Source organism: [Micrococcus luteus] ATCC 49442 (assembly GCF_010367585.1).
Classification (GTDB): Bacteria; Actinomycetota; Actinomycetes; order Actinomycetales; family Micrococcaceae; genus Arthrobacter; species Arthrobacter luteus_A.
The window spans coordinates 1691409-1709756 of sequence record NZ_JAAAXP010000001.1 but is presented as its reverse complement, the minus strand read 5'-3'; the positions used below and the strand labels follow the sequence as shown (position 1 = coordinate 1709756).

The following is an 18348-nucleotide window of genomic DNA, read 5'->3' as shown; positions in this document are numbered from 1 at the left end:
ATGGAGTCGAACAGCACGCAGGGAGCGCCTCCCCGCCCTGAAGCAGTCCGGCCCGAATACCGCCGTTCCACCGCCGGGCACCCGGAGGGCATCAACCCGGACACAAAGGGCTGGACCCGCAACGAGCTGGCTGCACGCGTGGCGCGGGAGCTCAGCAACGGGCAATATGTCAACCTGGGCATCGGCATGCCGACGCTGATTCCCAATTACATTCCCGCCGGTGTGGAAGTGGTCCTGCACTCGGAAAACGGGATCCTCGGCGTCGGGCCCTACCCGGCCGAGGATGCCGTGGATCCGGACCTGATCAATGCCGGCAAGGAAACCGTCACAGTCAACAAGGGGGCGGCCTTCTTCGATTCGGCCGCGTCGTTCGGCATGATCCGTGGCGGGCACGTGGATGTGGCAGTTCTGGGTGCCATGGAAGTGGCCCGGAACGGTGACCTGGCCAACTGGATGATCCCCGGCAAGATGGTCAAAGGCATGGGCGGCGCCATGGACCTGGTTTTTGGGGCCAAAAAGGTGATCGTGATGATGGAGCACGTTGACCGGAACGGCCGCCCGAAGATCGTGGAGCAGTGCACCTTGCCGCTGACGGGGAAAGGCTGCGTGGACCGGATCATCACCGACCTCGCCGTGATCGATGTTGTCACCGAAGGCGGGCAGTCCCGGCTGGTGCTCCGCGAACTCGCACCCAACGTGTCCGTCGAGGAGGTCGTTGCGGCCACAGGGGCGGAGCTCTTCGAAGAGGACCAGGAGCTCACTGTATGACAGGCCGGCGCGTCATTGAACAGCGCGGCCTCTACTTCGACGAGCTGGACGAGGACGTTGTCTACGCGCACCGGCCCGGACGCACCGTGACAGAGGCGGACAACGTCCTCTTCACCACGCTGACCATGAACACCCAGGCCCTGCATCTGGACGCCGCCTGGAGCGCTGGGCAGCCCTTTGGCCAGCGCCTGGTCAACTCCATGTTCACGCTGTCCACTGTGGTGGGGCAGTCAGTATCGCAGCTGACCCAGGGCACCATCATCGCCCAGCTGGGCCTGACGGACGTTTCCTTTCCCCATCCGCTGTACCACGGCGACACGCTCTACACCGAGACCGTGATCACCCGGAAGCGGCTCTCGGAATCACGGCCGGGCCAGGGAATCGTGACAATGCAGCATACCGGCAGGAACCAGGACGGCACCGTGGTGGCCCTGGCCACGCGGAGCTGCCTGATGTGGACGCGGGACGCCCACGCCGGGCGTCCCGCGGAACCGGAAAAGGGGAGCGAAGAGGGCAGCGAAAAGGGGACAATGTCCGTATGACATTTGTGATGGGTCCCGCCCTTCTGTTCTGCCCCGCCGACCGTCCCGAACGCTTCCAGAAGGCAGCCGAACGCGCCGACGCCGTCATCCTGGACCTGGAGGACGCCGTGGCTCCCGCGGACAAACAGCGGGCCCGCGGCGCGATCCTCGCCCAGCTCGGTGCTGCGGGCGTCGGCCCCGAACTCGATCCCAGCCGGACCATCGTCCGCCTCAATCCGGCGGGCACGGACGAATTCGAGAAGGACCTGCATTGCCTGGCCCATACGCCGTACCGCACGGTGATGCTGGCCAAGGCGGAGAACGCGGGGCAGCTGGAAGCACTCAAGGATTACCACGTCATTGCCCTGTGCGAGACCGCCGCCGGAATCCTCAACGCACCCGCCATCGCGGCTGCCCCGAACGTGGTGGCCCTGATGTGGGGCGCCGAGGACCTGCTCGCCTCCCTGGGCGGCACCTCCAGCAGGAGGGACGACGGCGGCTACCGCGCCGTGGCGCTGCACGCCCGTTCCGCGGTTCTCATCGCCGCCCGGGCGTTTGGCAAGGAAGCCGTGGATGCCGTCTACGTCAACATCCCGGACCTTGCCGGGCTCGCTGCGGAGGCCGCGGACGCTGTTGCGTCAGGTTTCAGTTCCAAGGCCTGCATCCACCCCAGCCAGTCGAACGTTGTCCGCGGCGCCTATGCGCCGTCCGAGGTGGACGTCACCGCTGCCCAGGAACTGTTGCGGGCCGCCGCGGCGGCAGGGTCGGGCGTTTTCCAGTTCAACGGCAAGATGATCGACGGGCCTATCCTCAAGCACGCCGAAGCCACGCTCCGCAGGGCCGGCACGCACGCCTGAAACATCCCGGGTGATCACCAACATCCCGCGTGATCACCGCCGCCGCCCGCGGGAACCGCGGAGTGAGACCGGCGGGATGGCCTCATACAGCAAGGTCCTGACCCACCGCTCCCGGGATTCCCGAAACTCGCTCCGGGTGGCGAAACGGTACAGGTAACTGTTGACGCGCACCCAACGTGGCGGTTCGCCGTCGAACGGGTCCTCGCGAAGAAGCCGCAGGGTCCGCGGATCGGCCTCCAGGAGCTTGCCGAGGAAGGCGTAAAACCACTCCTCGTGCACCGTCCGCAAAGGCAGGAACCACATCAGCCAGTCCAGCCGCAGGTGGTAAGGCGCCCACTGCCGCGGCAGCCTGCGCACGTCCCCGGGCTTGCCCTTGAACCCGTACTCGCGCCAGGCCGCCGCATCATCCGGGTCCGCGTCGAGAGTGCCTTCAACCACAATCTCGATGCGCTGCCTGGTCACTGTGCCGAACGCGCCGTAGGTGTTGACGAGCTGCCAGCGGTTGAAGCTGGCATTCATCAGCTGACCCTTGGAGATGAGGTTGCGCAGCGGCCAGTAGCTCAGCACCACCAGCAGGATCGTGGCGGCGAGGGTGAGGGCAAGCCAATATGGCGGGTTCCCGCGCGTGCCCGCATCAGGGTGCCAGTCCAGGGGCATGAACGGGAACACAGCATGGGCAACGGGGTCGCTGACGGCGGCGAAAGCCAGCACAATGGCGATCCAGTTCAGCCACGCAAAGTTGCCGCTGGCCACCAGCCACAGCTGCGTGAAGATGATAATTCCGGCGGCAATGCTGGCCAGGGGCTGCGGGGCGAAGAGGAAAAACGGCACGATCAGCTGCGCGAAGTGGTTCCCGAGCACCTCGAGCCGGTGGAAGGGTTTGGGCAGCAGGTGCGCCTGCCGGCTCAAAGGACCGGGCATTGGCTGCGTCTCGTGGTGGTAGTACAGCGCTGTCAGGTCACGCCATTCCCGGCCGCCGCGGATCTTGATCATGCCGGCGCCGAACTCCAGGCGGAACACCAGCCAGGCCACCAGGATCAGGATGGTTCGGGGCGGCTCTGTCTGGTCTGAGCCGAGGAATGCGACGGTGAAACCGGCTTCGAGGATCAGCATTTCCCACCCGAAGCCGTAAAAGGTCTGGCCCACGTTGACGATCGACATGTAGAGCAGCCACAGGGCAAGGAAAGCGAGCATCGGAACCCAGGGCGGGCCGAGCTGGGGGAGGCCGGCCATTAGCAGCGCGGAAATAACCAGACCCGCCGCGCAGACCCATCGCAGCAGCCGGTCCGAGTAGCGCCAGCGGAAGAGCGTGGGCCGGCGCCGGACGCTGAACCCCTCCAGATATCGCGGAACGGGAAGGAGCCCGTGTTCGCCAAGCAATGCCGGGAACTGGTTGAGGGAGGACAGAAACGCCACGAAGTACAGCACTGCAATGCCGCGCTGCAGCACTTGCCGCGCGAATTCGTAGTCCGGCGCATCGAACCAGGAAACCCAGTCCACGCAATCCACGTTACGCCTGGCCGTTCCCGGCTCCTAGGGCCGGACGGCAGATCCGGACGGGCCCCGGAGTGCGGGATACTTGATCCATGCAGCCTCGCAGAATCGTCCTCCTCGGATCCACCGGTTCCATCGGCACCCAGGCGATTGACGTCGTCGACGGCGCCCCGCACCTGTTCGAGGTGGTGGCACTCAGTGCAGGCGGCGGGAACCTTGAACTCCTTGCCCGCCAGGCGGTCCACACCGGCGCTGCCGCCGTCGGCATCGCCTCCGGTGATCCCCGGCGCCTGCAGGAGCTGATCGCCGAAGCCGCACGCCGTGCCGGCAAGCAGGGCTACCGTCCGGAGATCATCCACGGCCCGGATGCCTCGGCGCGAATCGCAGCCGTGGACGCGGACGTGGTGCTCAACGGCATCACCGGTTCCATCGGCCTCGCCCCCACGCTCGCTGCGCTGAAGTCCGGTGCCACGTTGGCACTGGCCAACAAGGAATCGCTGATTGTGGGTGGCGCGCTGGTCAAGGCCGCAGCCCGCGAAGGCCAGATCGTCCCGGTGGACTCCGAACATTCGGCCATCGCGCAATGCCTGCGCTCCGGCTCGGCGGCCGAGGTGGAGAAGCTCATCCTGACGGCGTCCGGCGGGCCGTTCCGCGGACGGACCCGGGAGCAGCTGCACGATGTTTCGCCGCAGGAGGCCCTGGCACACCCCACCTGGGACATGGGCCTGATGGTCACCACCAATTCGGCAACCCTGGTCAACAAGGGCCTTGAGCTGATCGAAGCCCACCTGCTGTTTGACGTGCCGCTGGACCGGATCGATGTTGTGGTGCACCCGCAGTCGGTGGTCCACTCCATGGTCCAGTTCATTGACGGGTCCGTCATCGCCCAGGCCTCACCGCCGGACATGCGGCTGCCCATCGCCCTGGGGCTTGGCTGGCCGGACAGGGTGGCGAACGCGGCGTCCCCGTGTGACTGGACCCGGGCCACCAGCTGGACCTTCGAACCGCTGGACAGCGCAGCGTTCCCGGCCGTGGACCTGGCCAAGGACGCCGCCAAACAGGGCAGCACCTACCCTGCTGTCTTCAACGCGGCCAACGAGGAAGCAGTCCTGGCGTTCCATGCCGGCCGCATCCGCTTCACCGACATTGTGGACACCATCGATGCTGTCCTCAGCGAACACCCAGGATCCTCGGAGCTGACCCTTGAGTCGGTGCTGGATGCTGAAGGCTGGGCACGAACACGCGCCCACGAACGTTTGGCAGTAAGCAGTCTCTAGGAAGCAGCAGATCCACGCATGAGCCCCATCCTCCTTTTTATCCTCGGCGTCGTCTTTGTGGCGATCGGCATTGCCGTGTCCATTGCGCTCCACGAAGTGGGGCACCTGGTGCCCGCCAAGCTGTTCAAGGTGCGCGTCACCAAGTACATGATCGGCTTCGGCCCCACGCTCTGGTCCAGGCGCAAAGGCGAGACCGAATACGGTGTGAAGGCAATCCCGCTGGGCGGCTACGTGTCTATGATCGGGATGTACCCGCCCAATAAGGACGACGGAACGGTCCGGCCTTCCAGCACCGGCATGTTCCAGACACTGGCCACGGAGGCGCGGTCCCTGGCCCACGAAGAGGTTGGCCCGGAGGACGGGAACCGCGTCTTCTACCGCCTGCCGGTCTGGAAAAAAATCATCGTGATGCTCGGCGGCCCGGTCATGAACCTGCTGATCGGCGTGGTGCTGACCGCTGTCCTGTTGATGGGCTTTGGCGTGGCCACAGCCACCACCACCATTTCCGATGTGTCCAAGTGCCAGGTGGCTGCGGGGCAGACGGTGGACCCCGATTCGCCGGACTGCCAGCTGACTCCCGCTGCGGCTGCCGGGCTCCTGCCGAACGATGTGGTCACCTCCTTTGACGGAAAAGCAGTCACGGGCTGGGACCAGCTGACCGAGTGGATCCGCGCCTCCGCCGGCAGGGAAGTCGCCATCACCGTGGAGCGCGACGGCGGACCGGTTACCACCACGGTGACCCCCGTCCTGTCCGCCCGCCCCGTTGTGGGCGTGGACGGACGCCAGGCAAAGGATGACGCCGGCAATCTCCTGTACCAGGACGTGGGCTTCCTCGGCATCGGCGCGCAGACCGAACTGGTGGCCCAGCCGGCGTCGTCCGTCCTGCCCATGGCGGGGGAGAACATCAGGCAGGTGGCGGGGGTTGTCCTCAATCTGCCCGCGAGGGTGGTCGGCGTGGCAAAGGCCGCCTTCAGCGAGGAAGAGCGCGATCCGAACGGTCCCATCAGCGTGGTGGGCGTGGGACGCGTAGCCGGTGAAGTGGCGGCCATGGAAGAGGTGCCGCTCCAGTCCAGGCTTGGCGCACTGGTGGGCCTGCTGGCCGGCCTCAACTTTGCGCTCGCGGTCTTCAACCTGATCCCGCTGCTGCCGCTCGACGGCGGGCATGTGGCCGGAGCGCTCTATGAGGGGGCACGGCGGCAGGTGGCCAGGCTGTTCGGCAAACCGGACCCGGGAGCTTTCGACATCGCCAAACTGCTTCCCGTGACCTATGTGGTGGCCGTGCTGCTGATGGGCATGAGCGCACTGCTGATCTACGCGGACATTGTGAAGCCGGTGAACCTCTTCGGCTGAGATGCCTCGCGCTGCCCGATGCCTTCGCGGAGAAAGGTGAACAAAAATGAGCCCGCAGAAAGTAAGCCGTTGGGTCCAGGCCGGTTTGTGGGCGCTGGCCGTTTCCTGGTTCGTCACAGCCTGGTCCTCGCTGGAGCCACAGCCGGACGCGGCCCGGGACCCGGAAGCCTGGGCCCGCTTCGTCAGCTCCGATTCGTACCAGATGGGCCATCTGCTGGGCGGCACCGGCGGCACCATCCTGGCCATCTTGGGGACCTTTGCGCTGGGGTGCTGCCTTGCCGGCAGCCGGGCCGGAGGCCTCGCGTTGACAGCAATGGTCAGTGCAGTGGCCGGTACCGCACTGCTGCTGGTGCCCGCTGTGATTTCCACGTTCGCCACTCCCGCCATCGGTAAGGCCTACCTGGCTGGAAACCAGGACGTGATGCAGTTGGAATTCCCGGGATCGATGAACGGGGCGTTCCTGCTGGGCCTCCTGCTGGCATGTGCCGGCAACCTCCTGCTGGGGATCGCAGTATGGCGTTCCCGGGTCCTGCCGCGGTGGGCCGGGGTGCTCTGGGCGGCAGGAGCCGTGCTGTTCTATGTCCTCGGCGTGATCCTGGGGCAGGCCACCACCGGAAGCAGCCTGCCTACCCAGAGTGCCGGGGGCCTGCTGATGGGAGTTGCCGCGGTGTGGATGGCGTGGGAGGCGACCCGGCGGAGCGCTGTTCCGCCGGAATCACAGCGGCTGACGACTGATTCCAGATAATCAGCCATAGATGGCTGATTTTTAATAATCAGCTATTAGTGATTGATTATTTCCTCTTGCCTGCGTACGGTTTATGGCATGTACGTACTGACCATCGACCAGCGCGGAAGCACTGCAGACATGGACCGGGTTCCAGGCCTGATTTCCGCATTGGACAGCCTCACACCTGCCCCGTTCGAGCGTTCGGTAGGCGATGAGCTCCAGGGTGTTGTGGAACACGCTGCGGACGTCGTGGACATAGCGCTCCATGCGCTCCGGGACGGACACTGGTACGTCGGGATCGGGATCGGGGCGGTGCAGTTGGTTCCCGGCGGCAGCCCCCGGGAAGGCACCGGCAGCGGCTTTGTGGCAGCGCGGAAAGCAGTGGAACTGGCCAAGGGCGCGGCGGCCCAGGTGCCGTTGTCGGTGGTGTCCGGCAGTATGGGACGTGGCCGGGACCTACCTCCCGATGCCGGGAAGGGCGCCATGACCAGTGCACACGCCCAGGCGGTGCTCCGCTTGCTGGGACGCGTTGTGCAGCAACGCACGCCGGCCCAGTGGCGCGTGGTGGACAGCCTGCGCGCCTACCAGGGCGGCGAAGGCCGTCACGGCAGCCAGAAACATGTGGCCCGGGAGCTGGGGATCACCGAGCAGTCGGTAAGCCGTGCCCTGCTGCGGTCCGGCTGGCCGGAAGAGGCAGCTGCCAGGCCTGCCGCCGCCATGCTCCTGGAGTGCGCCCACGCCCGGATCCTTGCTCCGTCGGGGGCTCCTGCGCCGTGGACAGTCCAGGTAGGGGATACTTCGACCGAGGGGAACCGGTGAACGCGCTCTGGATCGCAGCGGCCCTCCTGGTGGCGGGTTTTGCGGGCTGGCCTGTGACCTCGCTGGTGTTCCGGCTGGCCAGGACCATCGATGACAAGGCCGACGCCGCAGCGAAGGCCGGCGGTGCCGCCGGCCGTGACTCCGGCCAGGATCCGTCAGCAGATGTGACGGTGGACAACCTGCCGGACATTCCGGCGGATGATCAGCAGCCCGGTCAGACCGTTGACGGCGAGCTGACAGCGGGCGGCGACAGGCCGCCGTCGGACGCCACCCACCCGGAAGCTGAAGGTCCCGGGCAGCCGGGTCCCGCAGTTCCGGCCCAGCGAATTCTGCGCGGCGGTGCCATTATCGGGGTGCTCGAACGTCTGGGCGTCTGCCTGGCCATCCTGACCGGGCAGCCGGTGGCTATTGCCTACATTGTGGCCATCAAGGGCCTGGGCAGGTTTGCCGAACTCAAGGAAACGCCGGTGGCTGCAGAGCGGTTCATCATTGGAACGCTGACGTCGATGCTGTGGGCGGCCGGCACCGGAGCGATCGTGAAGGTGTTCTTGCTGCAGTAGGTTTCGGATCGGCGGCAGCCCGCCCCGGGCGATAGGGTGTCCTTATGACTGTTTTTGCCGTTGAGTACGTGTACGCCGCCGATTCCACCGCCGCCCTTGATGAACACCGCCCTGCGCACCGCGCGTGGCTGGCAGGCCTGGCGGAAGGCGGCCAGTTGCTGACCAGCGGACCCTATGGTGACGGGGCGGGTGCGCTGCTGATCTTCAAGGTCCAGGACGAAACCCGGCTGAACGAGCTGCTCAAGCAGGACCCGTTCGCCATTGCCGGAACCATCGCCGGGATCCGCACTGCCGAATGGACCCCCGTGATAGGCCTCCTGGCCCCGCACGCGTCCTGATCTCCGTACCACTTTTCCTCCCGAAATACCTACCCAAGGAGTCCACGTGACCTCGGTCAGCCTGGGAATGCCGTCAGCACCGCCGCCTGTCCTCGCCCCCCGCCGTAAGACGCGCCAGATCAAGGTGGGTTCGGTGGGAGTCGGCTCGGACTCGCCCATCAGCGTGCAGTCCATGACCACCACCCCCACAACGGACATCAACGCCACCCTGCAGCAGATCGCGGAGCTGACTGCGTCGGGCTGCGACATTGTGCGCGTTGCCTGCCCGTCAGCCGACGATGCCGAGGCGTTGCCCATCATCGCGCGCAAGTCCCAGATCCCCGTGATAGCGGACATCCACTTCCAGCCCAAGTACGTTTTTGCGGCGATCGAAGCCGGCTGCGCGGCAGTGCGGGTGAACCCGGGAAATATCCGCAAGTTCGATGACCAGATCAAGGAAATCGCCCGCGCGGCAAAGGACCACGGAACGTCCATCCGGATCGGTGTCAACGCCGGCTCCCTGGAACCCGGGATCCTCAAGAAATACGGCAAGGCCACACCGGAAGCCCTCGTTGAGTCGGCAGTCTGGGAAGCATCGCTGTTCGAGGAGCACGGATTCCACGACTTCAAGATCTCCGTCAAGCACAATGACCCCGTCATCATGGTGGCGGCCTACGAGATGCTCGCGGAGAAGGGTGACTGGCCGCTGCACTTGGGCGTCACCGAGGCCGGACCGGCCTTCCAGGGGACCATCAAGTCCGCTACCGCCTTCGGGGCACTCCTGGCCAAGGGCATCGGCGACACCATCCGCGTTTCCCTCTCGGCCCCGCCGGTGGAGGAAATCAAAGTGGGCAACCAGATCCTTCAGTCCCTGAACCTGCGTCCGCGCAAGCTGGAGATCGTCTCGTGCCCGTCCTGCGGACGTGCCCAGGTGGACGTCTACACTCTGGCCGAGCAAGTCACCGCCGGACTGGAAGGCATGGAGATTCCGCTGCGCGTGGCCGTGATGGGCTGCGTGGTGAACGGACCCGGTGAAGCCCGTGAAGCCGACCTCGGCGTGGCCTCGGGCAACGGCAAGGGCCAGATCTTTGTGAAGGGCGAAGTCATTAAGACTGTGCCTGAGAGTGAAATTGTTGAGACACTGATCGAAGAGGCCATGCGCATTGCCGAGGAGATGGGGGAGGCCGATGGCGAAGATGCTGTCAAAGGTAGCCCCGTGGTTAGCGTCTCATAAACCCGACGCCGAACCGGAGGGGGTCACCGTCCGTGCCCTTTCCGGCGCGGACACCCCGGCCCTCCGGCGCCTTGCCCTGCAGGATCCGGTAGCCAATGTCTTCATCCTCGCCCATCTCAGGACGGCGGGGTCAGCGGCGCCCACCACCGGCGGCGCTGCTGTTCTGGGCGTGTTCGACGACGGCATCCTCCTGGGCGCGTGCTGGGCGGGAGCGAACCTCGTTCCGGTGGAACTGGACCCCGGGTTTGCCGGGCTGGTAGCAGAAACGGCGAGCGCGTCCGGCCGCCGCTTTGCCTCCGCGTTCGGTCCTGCGGCCTCAGTCCTCGCCCTCTATGCTGAGCTGGCTGAGTTGGGGCATGCCGCCCACGAGGTGCGGGATGAGCAGCCGCTGATGACTCTCTCCGGTCCGCCGGCGGTGGAGCCGAACACTGATCTCGCGTTGGGCAGGCTGGCCGATTTTGACCGCATTTTGCCGGCCTGTGCTGCCATGTTCGAAGAGGAAGTGGGCTACTCGCCGTTCCTCGGCGGCAAGGAGTTCTACAGCCGCCGTGTGGAGGGCCTCATCCGCCAGGGCCATTCACTGGCACACGTCAACGACTCCGGTGAAGTGGTGTTCAAGGCCGAACTCGGAGCAGTCACGGCCGACGTTACGCAGATCCAGGGTGTCTGGATGAACCCCGGCTACCGCGGCCAGGGGCTGAGCGCGGGCTACATGGCAGCAGTAGTGGAGAAGGCCCGTGCTTTGGCGCCGGTGACCAGTCTTTACGTCAACGGCTTCAACCTCCGCGCACGGTCCACCTACGAACGGGTGGGGTTCCAGCAGGTCGGCACGTTCGCAACCGTCTTGTTTTAGGCTTCCGTGCCCGTCAAAACCTTCGAATGGAGAAATTCCTTGTCAAAGGTGCCCGCCAACACATAGGTTCGATCTAGCTGCGCTGGAGTGGGTGGGCGGTCTCACCAGTCCTCACCAGTATCTAAGCGTCAACGGCCGTAGAGCCACGCCTGAATGCAATGACCAGCCGTTCACGGCCAGGGGCTCTGTATTCCGGGCGTGGCTCTATTGCGTGACTGCGGGACTCCGGGGCCGGGGGACTGCGGACTGCGGGACGGAGCGCGGATTGCCGGTAGATTAGTACCCAGACGAATTGCCCGGCTCTGCTTCCAGCAGCCATTCCCCAGAAACGGATACCCGCCCGTGGTCACAAGACTGTCCCAGCTTTTCCTGCGCACCCTGCGTGAAGATCCCGTCGATGCCGAGGTGGCCAGCCACCGGCTCCTGGTGCGGGCCGGCTACATCCGGCGCGCGGCACCGGGCATCTACACGTGGCTGCCCCTCGGGCTGAGTGTGCTGCGCAAGGTCGAAGCGGTGATCCGCGAGGAAATGGCGGCGATCGGTGCCCAGGAAGTGCATTTCCCGGCCCTGCTGCCGCGGGAACCCTACGAGGCCACCAACCGCTGGACCGAATACGGCGAGGGCCTCTTCCGGCTTCAGGACCGCAAAGGTGCGGACTACCTGCTGGCTCCCACGCATGAGGAAATGTTCACCCTCCTGGTCAAGGACCTGTACTCCTCGTACAAGGACCTGCCCCTGAGCCTCTACCAGATCCAGAACAAGTACCGCGACGAAGCGCGGCCCCGGGCAGGCCTGCTGCGCGGCCGCGAGTTCATCATGAAGGACTCTTACTCCTTCGACGTGGACGACGCCGGGCTGGACGCCAGCTACGCCGCGCACCGCGCGGCCTACATCCGCATCTTCGAGCGGCTGGGCCTGGAAGTCATTCCGGTCGCAGCTACCGCCGGTGCCATGGGCGGCTCCAAGAGCGAGGAGTTCCTGCACCCGACCGAGGTCGGCGAGGACACCTTCGTGCGGTCTGCGGGCGGCTATGCAGCCAACGTCGAGGCAGTGACCACGGTGGTGCCGGCGGACATCGACTTCAGCGGTGCCCCGGCGGCCGAAGTCCTGGACACCCCGGATACCCCCACCATCGACACCCTGGTGGCCTCCGCCAACGTGCTCGCCCCCCGTACCGAGGCCGACGGCGGCCCGTGGACGGCAGCAGACACGCTCAAAAATGTTGTCCTGGCCGTCACCCTGCCCACCGGTGAACGCCAGCTGGTTGTCATTGGCCTCCCGGGTGACCGCGGGGTGGATCTGAAGCGTGTCGAAGCCAACATCGGTTCCTTCCTGCCCATCGCCGGCGAAATCGGACTCGAAGCCGCCAACGACGACGACCTCAAGAAGCAGCCCCTCATCGTCAAGGGCTACCTTGGCCCCGGCATGACGCTGGAGGAACCCCTGCTGGGAAGCGACAGCGCGACCAAGCTCCTCTACCTCGTCGATCCCCGCGTGGTCAGCGGAAGCGCGTGGGTGACCGGTGCCAACGAGGCCGGAAAGCACGTGTTCGGACTCGTTGCCGGACGCGACTTCGGCTGGGACGGCGTCATCGAATGCACGGACGTCCGCGAAGGCGATCAGGCCCCGGACGGGTCCGGTCCGCTGGAAATCGCCCGCGGCATCGAGATGGGCCACATTTTCCAGCTTGGCCGCAAGTACGCCGAAGCCCTCGAGCTGAAGGTCCTGGACCAGAACGGCAAGCAGGTTGTTGTCACCATGGGTTCCTATGGCGTGGGCGTGACGCGCGCCGTCGCGGCCCTGGCCGAATCCAACCACGACGACAAGGGCCTGACCTGGCCGCGCGCCGTCGCCCCCGCCGATGTCCACGTCGTGGCTGTGGGCCGAGGCGAGGAAATCTTCGCAGCCGCGGAGAAACTGGCCCTCGACCTGGAGGCCGCCGGGCTGGACGTTATTTATGATGACCGTCCCAAGGTCTCACCGGGCGTCAAGTTCGGCGACGCCGAACTGGTTGGTGTCCCCACCATCCTCGCCGTCGGCCGGGGCCTGGTGGACGGCGTGGTGGAGATCAAGGACCGGCGCAGCGGCGAAGCGGAGAACGTAGCGGTGGACAAGGCCGTTGACTACGTAGTCACCGCCGTCCGTAGCTGATCTCCGGAGGTGATCTCCGGGTTCGAGTCGATCCAGCTCACCACCATCATCCTGATCGTGGTGGCTGGATTTGCCGCGGGCTGGGTGGATGCGGTGGTGGGCGGCGGCGGGCTGCTCCAGCTGCCCGCCCTGCTGCTGGTCCCCGGAATCACGCCGGTCCAGGCGCTGGCGACCAACAAAATGGGATCAATTTTCGGCACCACCACCAGTGCTGTGACGTACTACGGGCGGGTCAAACCCGACCTGCGGACGGCCATCCCCATGGCGGTTATTGCCCTGGCCGGCAGCTTCGGAGGCGCGGTGCTGGCCGCTACGCTGCCGGCCAGTGTCTTCAAACCGATCATCGTGGCCGCGCTGATCGCCGTCGCACTCTTCACGGCCCTCAAGCCCAACGTCGGTGACATCACCCTGCTGCGTCATGACGGCCACAAGCACTATGTGGTGGCATGCCTGATCGGTGCCGTGATCGGCTTTTACGATGGCCTGATCGGTCCGGGAACCGGTTCCTTCCTTATCATCGCGCTGGTCTCCGCCATGGGCTACGCCTTCCTGGAAGCCAGCGCGAAAGCCAAGATCGTGAACATGGCCACCAACGCCGGCGCCCTGCTGTTTTTCCTTCCCCATGGATCGCTCCTGTGGGGTGTGGGCCTGGTGCTGGGCGTTTCCAACATGGCCGGCGGCTATCTCGGGGCACGCACCGCCGTGAAGCAGGGCAGCGGCTTCATCCGGGTGGTTTTCCTGGTGGTGGTGGGCGCCCTGATCATCAAACTCGGCGTCGACGTGTGGCAGGAAAACTTCGCCTGACAGGGTAGGCGGATCCCTCGCAGCCCCCTCTGGCCCGGCGTAGCATGCAGGTATGTCCGCAGGCGGCGAACCTTATTCGGAAGCATTGTCGGCCGCGGCCCGTCGGGCGGCCGAGTGGTTGGAGAGCATGCCGGCGCGGCATGTGGGACCGGCCCAAAGCGCCCGGGACCTCGCAGCAGCCTTCGGCGGTCCCCTCCCTTCCCGGGGCCTTCCTGCCGCTGACGTCGTGGAGTACCTGGCGGACAAGGCCGAACCCGGGCTGATGGCCATGCCCTCCGGGCGGTTCTTCGGCTGGGTCATCGGCGGAACGCTGCCTGCCGCCCTGGCCGCCGACTGGCTGGTCAGCGCGTGGGACCAGAACGCGGTGCTCCGGGTCTCGGCACCCGCCATGGCGGCCATCGAGGACGCTGCGGGCCGCTGGCTGGTGGACCTCCTGGGCCTCCCGGACGGATCCGACGTCGGCTTTGTCACCGGAGCCACGATGGCCAACTTCGCCGGCTTGGCTGCCGCGCGCTGGAGCCTCCTCACGGGCGCCGGCTGGGACCTGGAACGCGACGGGCTCTTCGGCGCACCGCGCCTCCGCTGCCTCGTAGGCCAGGAACGGCACGACTCGGTTGACCTCGCCCTGCGGTACCTGGGGCTGGGGCGGCCGGCTGTTGTGCCCTCCGACCGGCAAGGCAGGATTGTGCCAGGCGGGCTCGACCGGCAACTGTCCGCAGGCTCCGGTCCGGTCCTCGTCTGCCTGCAGGCGGGGAACCTGCATTCGGGGGCCTTTGATCCCTTCATCGAAGCCGTCGGCGTCGCGAAGGCACACGGTGCCTGGGTCCACGTGGACGGAGCGTTCGGGCTGTGGGCAGCCGCCGTGCCCGAACTTGCCGCGCTCACTGCCGGGATGGACCTGGCGGACTCGTGGGCCAGCGACGCGCATAAGACCCTCAATGTCCCCTATGACTGCGGCATAGCCGTTGTCAGGGACGCCGCCGCCCTGCGCTCCGCCATGGGCGTGCATGCCAGCTACCTGATCCAGGCCGCCGACGGTGCTGCCGACCCGCTGGAAAAGGTGCCCGAACTCTCACGCCGGGCCCGGGGCGTGCCGGTCTGGGCAGCGCTGCGATCATTGGGCCGGGAGGGTGTGGCGCACCAGGTCCGCGGGCTGGTGCTGCGCGCCGGTCAGCTGGCGGAGCAGCTGGCTGCGCTTGAGGGCATCGAGGTACTCAACGACGTCGGCTACACCCAGGTGTCGCTCGCCTTCGGCGATGATGCCACCACACGCGCCGTCACGGCGAAGGTCATTGAGGACGGCAAGGTCTGGATGTCCGGTTCGCGCTGGCAGGGCCGGGACGTCCTGCGCGTCTCGGTCAGCAACTGGAGCACTGATGCGGACGACGTCGGGACGGCCGTCGAGGCGGTCCGCTCGGCTTTCGCAGCAGTCAGGGCCGCGGGCTGACGCTCCCCCCGGACGCTGCCGACGGCTCGGGCAAATCTTGCGCTGCGGGAAGGCCGTCCAGGGTTTGCCCGGCAAGCGTGCTGGCCACCCACAGCGAGCGTTGCATATCCCCGCGATGGCCTGGCCGGGAGGCGTACCAGAGCGCGTTCTCCACTTCCCGGGCCACCGCCCACTGGCGGGCGGCGTCCGCATCCAAGCCTGCGGCGGCGCTGAAGTCCAGGCACCGTTGGTTCAGCCCTGCAGCGGGATCGCTCCGCGGCAGGTCGCCCAGGCGGTTCCACAGCAACGGGGCCACCGCGAATTCGGGTTCGCCGATCATGGGCTGCGGGTCAATTGCCACGTAGCTCAAGCCGGCAGACCTGCCGGCGCCGTCAGCAGCGGATGCCCGGGGCCGGGCCAGGATATTCATAAAGTGGAAGTCAGTGTGCACCAGGACGTCCCGGCCCGAGCGGCGGCCCACTGCCCCGCGGGTCTGGCAGACCTCCAGTGCGGCCTCGAGCAGCCATCGCGGGAAGGGCCTGCCCTGCTGTTCCCAGTCGGCGGGCAGGTCATCGCTCCACTGTTCTGCCCGCCCCGCGATGTGGTCGAACTCCTGCCAGGCGGGCCGGTGGTCGGGCACCAGGCTGAGCTGCCGCACGAGGCTGCCCCATACAGCAGCCGCTTCGTCCATTTGCACCGTCTGGAGCGAGGAGCCGGCATCCAGCCGCTCGAGCAGCATGGCGCACGTTCCGGCGTCGGCATCCAGCATGCGGACGGCGCCGGCTCCGCCCCACAGGGCAAGCGCATGGCGTTCCAGCCGGGCCTCGTCGTGGGGAAAGGCAACCTTGAGGGCCGCCGGGCTCCCGTCCGGAAGCCGGACAGGGATCACAACGCCGCCGTGGCCATGCCACGGGGATGCTCCCGCAGGCAGGTCCACAGTTAGCTCCCAATGCTCCAGCCGTCCCTGGATCAGTCCGGGGAGGGAGCCCAGCCACGCCCGTCCTGCGCTGTCGCGGCTGTACCGCACGCTGAGGGCCGGCGGGATCAGGACAGTGCTTCGGACGCTCACTGGAGGCTCACAGGACGCCGCTTGCCCCGAGCAGATTACCGATGGAGAACGTGGCAACCAGGGCCAGGGCGCCGCCCACCACCACCCTGACAGCGGCCCGCCACTTCGACCCGCCGCCGATCCAGGCGCCAAGCGCCCCCGTGGCGGCAAGGGCCACCAGGACGGCGGCGAAGGTGAGCGGGACCCTGATGTCCGCGGGCGGGAGAAGGATGGCCAGCATGGGCAGGACGGCGCCCACCAGGAATGCCATGGCGGAGGCAAACGCGGCGTGCCAGGGGCTGACGATGTCCGTCTCGTCGATGTTGAGCTCAGCGGACAGATGGGCACCGAGGGCGTCGTGAGCCGTGAGTTCCCGCGCCACGGTCAGGGCAGTCTCCACGCTGAGCCCCTTGGACTGATAGATCGCAGCGAGTTCGGCGAGCTCCTCTTCGGGCTGTTCCAGCAGCTCGCGGCGTTCCTTTTGAATCAGTGCCTGCTGGCTGTCCTTCTGGCTGCTGACGGACACATACTCGCCCAGGGCCATGGAGATAGCGCCGCCAACGACGCCGGCAGCGCCGGCCACCAGGATCGGACCCGGTTCGTTGGTCACGCCGGCTACACCAACCACGATGGCTGCCACCGACACGATTCCGTCATTGGCACCCAACACACCGGCACGAAGCCAATTGAGGCGGTGGGCGATGTCGTTGTGGTGTGGCTCGTCCTCATGAAGAGCGGGCACCGGTGCGTTGTCCATGCCTCCAGCAAATCATTAGTGCAGGTGGCTGGCCACTGCAGGCGGGTTCCGCGACGACATTTCGGCCGCCGGAGGCAGGGGTCAGGGCTGCCGGGAGCCCGCGGGCGCAGTGCCGTTGGCGGTAGTTGTCCCGGGCTGTTCCGGAAGCACTGGCTGTTCCGGAAGCTCTTGCTGTTCCGGCGGCCCGGGTAGCTCCGGCAGCCGTGCTTCGTCAAGGACCACGCCGGGGACCGGGCCCAGCGGGGCGCCCCAGTGCGCCGTCCTGCGGGTGGCGGCCTGCAATGCGGATACCGCCCAGGCCCGCACGGCGCCGTCGCTGAGAGCAATTGCGTCGCCGTAGACAGGGAGGGCTGCCGCCTCCATGGCGCCCAGGGCGGCTGCCGGGTCTGTCAGGAACGGCTGGTCCAGCACGTAGCCCGCCGGCGTCGGGGGAAGCACGGCGCACCGGGCAGCCATGCCTTCCGCTTCGTCGCGCAGTGCTTCGTGCCGGGCCAGAAAGTCCGACGCCGGAGCAGCGGAGCCGGGGCCAAGCCGCGGGAGGGCAGCCTGGTACGCGTACACCAGCTCCAGCTCGGCGTCGAGGATGGCGGTGAGGGCGGACGCCTGGCCGGCAGTGCCGCCACCTGAAGCCGCGCTGCCGCCTGTCGCCGCGGGGGTACAGCCCGCGGTTGCTGCCGACCCTGGAGAAGCCGACACAGGGGAGGGCAATGCAGGGGAGGGCAATGCCTCATCAGCAGATGCCTCCAGCGGAATACCGGCGGCAACCGCCAGTTGCTCGGCTGCCAGAATCTGCGCGGTCCCCACGCCGGCGAGCAGCCGGGCGGGGCCGCCGTCGGCCGTTCCCGCGTCACTGATGCGACGCACACCGCTCGCGTGCAGGGCAGCCGCGAGTCCGGCGGTGGTGGACGCCGGCGCAACCGGCGGCGTAAACGGCGATGCAGAAGCGGAAGCAGACGCAGACGAAGTGGCAGCCCCGGCGGCGGCCAAACTATCGGGCAGCATCAGGGCCCGCGCCTGGACAGTCAGCAAAGTCACAGTGCGGCCCAAAGCGAAGGATAGGGATTCGGAAACAGCGCCGGCCTGACCAGCCGGGGAGCCGGCATCGGACGCGACTTGCAGTTCGTGCACAGCAGCCCCGAGCATCACTGCATCCGAGTACGCCGCGGCCCTGGCCTGCTCGGAAAACGCCGGCGGCGCGGGATCGTCAGGCTCACGGGGGATCAGGACGAATCCCAGGCTGACCACAAGGACTGCGGCGAGGGTGAAAACGGCGTACCGGAAATAACGTCTGCGGCGGCCGGATTCCTGGGTGTCGTCGTTCACAACAGACCATGTTGTCACGCTTGGGGGGCGCCGCCGTGCACCACTGCGGCCGGAAAATCGCT

At 66.9% G+C, this 18348-nt stretch carries 18 protein-coding genes; 14 read left to right on the top strand and 4 right to left on the bottom strand.

The window, feature by feature from the left end; genetic code table 11:
* Genes GUV69_RS07715 through GUV69_RS07705 form a run of 3 tightly spaced genes read left to right on the top strand, consistent with a single transcriptional unit; the run spans position 1 to position 2146 of the window.
* Positions 1–768 carry a CoA transferase subunit B gene (locus GUV69_RS07715; RefSeq protein WP_164201187.1) on the top strand — a complete coding sequence of 256 codons (768 nt, stop codon included), beginning with the start codon at positions 1–3 and terminating at the stop codon, positions 766–768.
* Entirely contained in the window at positions 765–1310 is a 546-nt protein-coding gene (locus tag GUV69_RS07710; RefSeq protein ID WP_164201186.1) for a MaoC family dehydratase, read from the top strand. Before GUV69_RS07715 ends, GUV69_RS07710 begins: the two co-directional genes overlap by 4 nt.
* On the top strand, positions 1307–2146 hold the full coding sequence (locus GUV69_RS07705) for an HpcH/HpaI aldolase/citrate lyase family protein (protein WP_164201184.1): 840 nt from the start codon (positions 1307–1309) through the stop codon (positions 2144–2146). Before GUV69_RS07710 ends, GUV69_RS07705 begins: the two co-directional genes overlap by 4 nt.
* Positions 2147–2179: 33 nt before the next feature.
* Here GUV69_RS07705 and GUV69_RS07700 read toward each other — a convergent pair whose 3' ends face one another.
* Positions 2180–3646 carry a lipase maturation factor family protein gene (locus tag GUV69_RS07700; protein ID WP_164201182.1) on the bottom strand — a complete coding sequence of 489 codons (1467 nt, stop codon included), beginning with the start codon at positions 3644–3646 and terminating at the stop codon, positions 2180–2182.
* An 86-nt stretch (positions 3647–3732) separates the two neighbouring features.
* On the opposite strand from GUV69_RS07700, the gene dxr reads away from it, so the two are divergent.
* The 11 genes from dxr (at position 3733) to GUV69_RS07645 (ending at position 15179) form a co-directional block, all read left to right on the top strand.
* On the top strand, positions 3733–4917 hold the full coding sequence (gene dxr / locus GUV69_RS07695) for a 1-deoxy-D-xylulose-5-phosphate reductoisomerase (protein ID WP_164201180.1): 1185 nt from the start codon (positions 3733–3735) through the stop codon (positions 4915–4917).
* A gap of 18 nt (positions 4918–4935) precedes the next feature.
* On the top strand, positions 4936–6267 hold the full coding sequence (locus GUV69_RS07690; protein ID WP_164201178.1) for a M50 family metallopeptidase: 1332 nt from the start codon (positions 4936–4938) through the stop codon (positions 6265–6267).
* Positions 6268–6313: 46 nt separating this feature from the next.
* Positions 6314–7012: a DUF423 domain-containing protein gene (locus GUV69_RS07685; protein ID WP_164201175.1), complete on the top strand. Its 699-nt coding sequence runs from the start codon at positions 6314–6316 to the stop codon at positions 7010–7012.
* 78 nt (positions 7013–7090) lie between these two features.
* Positions 7091–7813: a MarR family transcriptional regulator gene (locus tag GUV69_RS07680; protein WP_164201173.1), complete on the top strand. Its 723-nt coding sequence runs from the start codon at positions 7091–7093 to the stop codon at positions 7811–7813.
* Complete coding sequence (locus GUV69_RS07675) at positions 7810–8373, top strand: hypothetical protein (RefSeq protein ID WP_164201171.1); 564 nt, start codon at positions 7810–7812, stop codon at positions 8371–8373. The genes GUV69_RS07680 and GUV69_RS07675 overlap by 4 nt, the downstream gene beginning before the upstream one ends.
* A gap of 44 nt (positions 8374–8417) precedes the next feature.
* Positions 8418–8711: a YciI family protein gene (locus GUV69_RS07670; protein ID WP_164201169.1), complete on the top strand. Its 294-nt coding sequence runs from the start codon at positions 8418–8420 to the stop codon at positions 8709–8711.
* Between the two features lie 46 nt (positions 8712–8757).
* Complete coding sequence (gene ispG, locus GUV69_RS07665) at positions 8758–9924, top strand: flavodoxin-dependent (E)-4-hydroxy-3-methylbut-2-enyl-diphosphate synthase (protein ID WP_164201167.1); 1167 nt, start codon at positions 8758–8760, stop codon at positions 9922–9924.
* Positions 9887–10777, top strand: a complete 891-nt coding sequence (locus tag GUV69_RS07660) for a GNAT family N-acetyltransferase (protein ID WP_164206325.1) — start codon at positions 9887–9889, stop codon at positions 10775–10777. The genes ispG and GUV69_RS07660 overlap by 38 nt, the downstream gene beginning before the upstream one ends.
* A 342-nt stretch (positions 10778–11119) precedes the next feature.
* The gene (locus GUV69_RS07655; protein ID WP_164201165.1) at positions 11120–12928 is read left to right on the top strand and encodes a proline--tRNA ligase; all 1809 of its coding nucleotides are present in this window, start codon (positions 11120–11122) and stop codon (positions 12926–12928) included.
* Positions 12929–12937: 9 nt separating this feature from the next.
* On the top strand, positions 12938–13732 hold the full coding sequence (locus GUV69_RS07650) for a sulfite exporter TauE/SafE family protein (protein ID WP_164201163.1): 795 nt from the start codon (positions 12938–12940) through the stop codon (positions 13730–13732).
* A gap of 52 nt (positions 13733–13784) precedes the next feature.
* Positions 13785–15179: a pyridoxal phosphate-dependent decarboxylase family protein gene (locus GUV69_RS07645; RefSeq protein WP_164201161.1), complete on the top strand. Its 1395-nt coding sequence runs from the start codon at positions 13785–13787 to the stop codon at positions 15177–15179.
* Here the strand turns inward: GUV69_RS07645 and GUV69_RS07640 are convergent.
* The 3 genes from GUV69_RS07640 to GUV69_RS07630 form a co-directional block, all read right to left on the bottom strand.
* Positions 15163–16227: an aminoglycoside phosphotransferase family protein gene (locus tag GUV69_RS07640; RefSeq protein ID WP_164201159.1), complete on the bottom strand. Its 1065-nt coding sequence runs from the start codon at positions 16225–16227 to the stop codon at positions 15163–15165. The two genes, GUV69_RS07645 and GUV69_RS07640, sit on opposite strands and share 17 nt — an antisense overlap.
* A 7-nt stretch (positions 16228–16234) precedes the next feature.
* Positions 16235–16963 (bottom strand): VIT1/CCC1 transporter family protein, encoded by a 729-nt coding sequence (locus tag GUV69_RS07635; protein WP_164201157.1) that lies wholly within the window; start codon positions 16961–16963, stop codon positions 16235–16237.
* An 81-nt stretch (positions 16964–17044) separates the two neighbouring features.
* Positions 17045–18286 (bottom strand): DUF4439 domain-containing protein, encoded by a 1242-nt coding sequence (locus GUV69_RS07630; protein WP_164201155.1) that lies wholly within the window; start codon positions 18284–18286, stop codon positions 17045–17047.
* Positions 18287–18348: the final 62 nt, after the last annotated feature.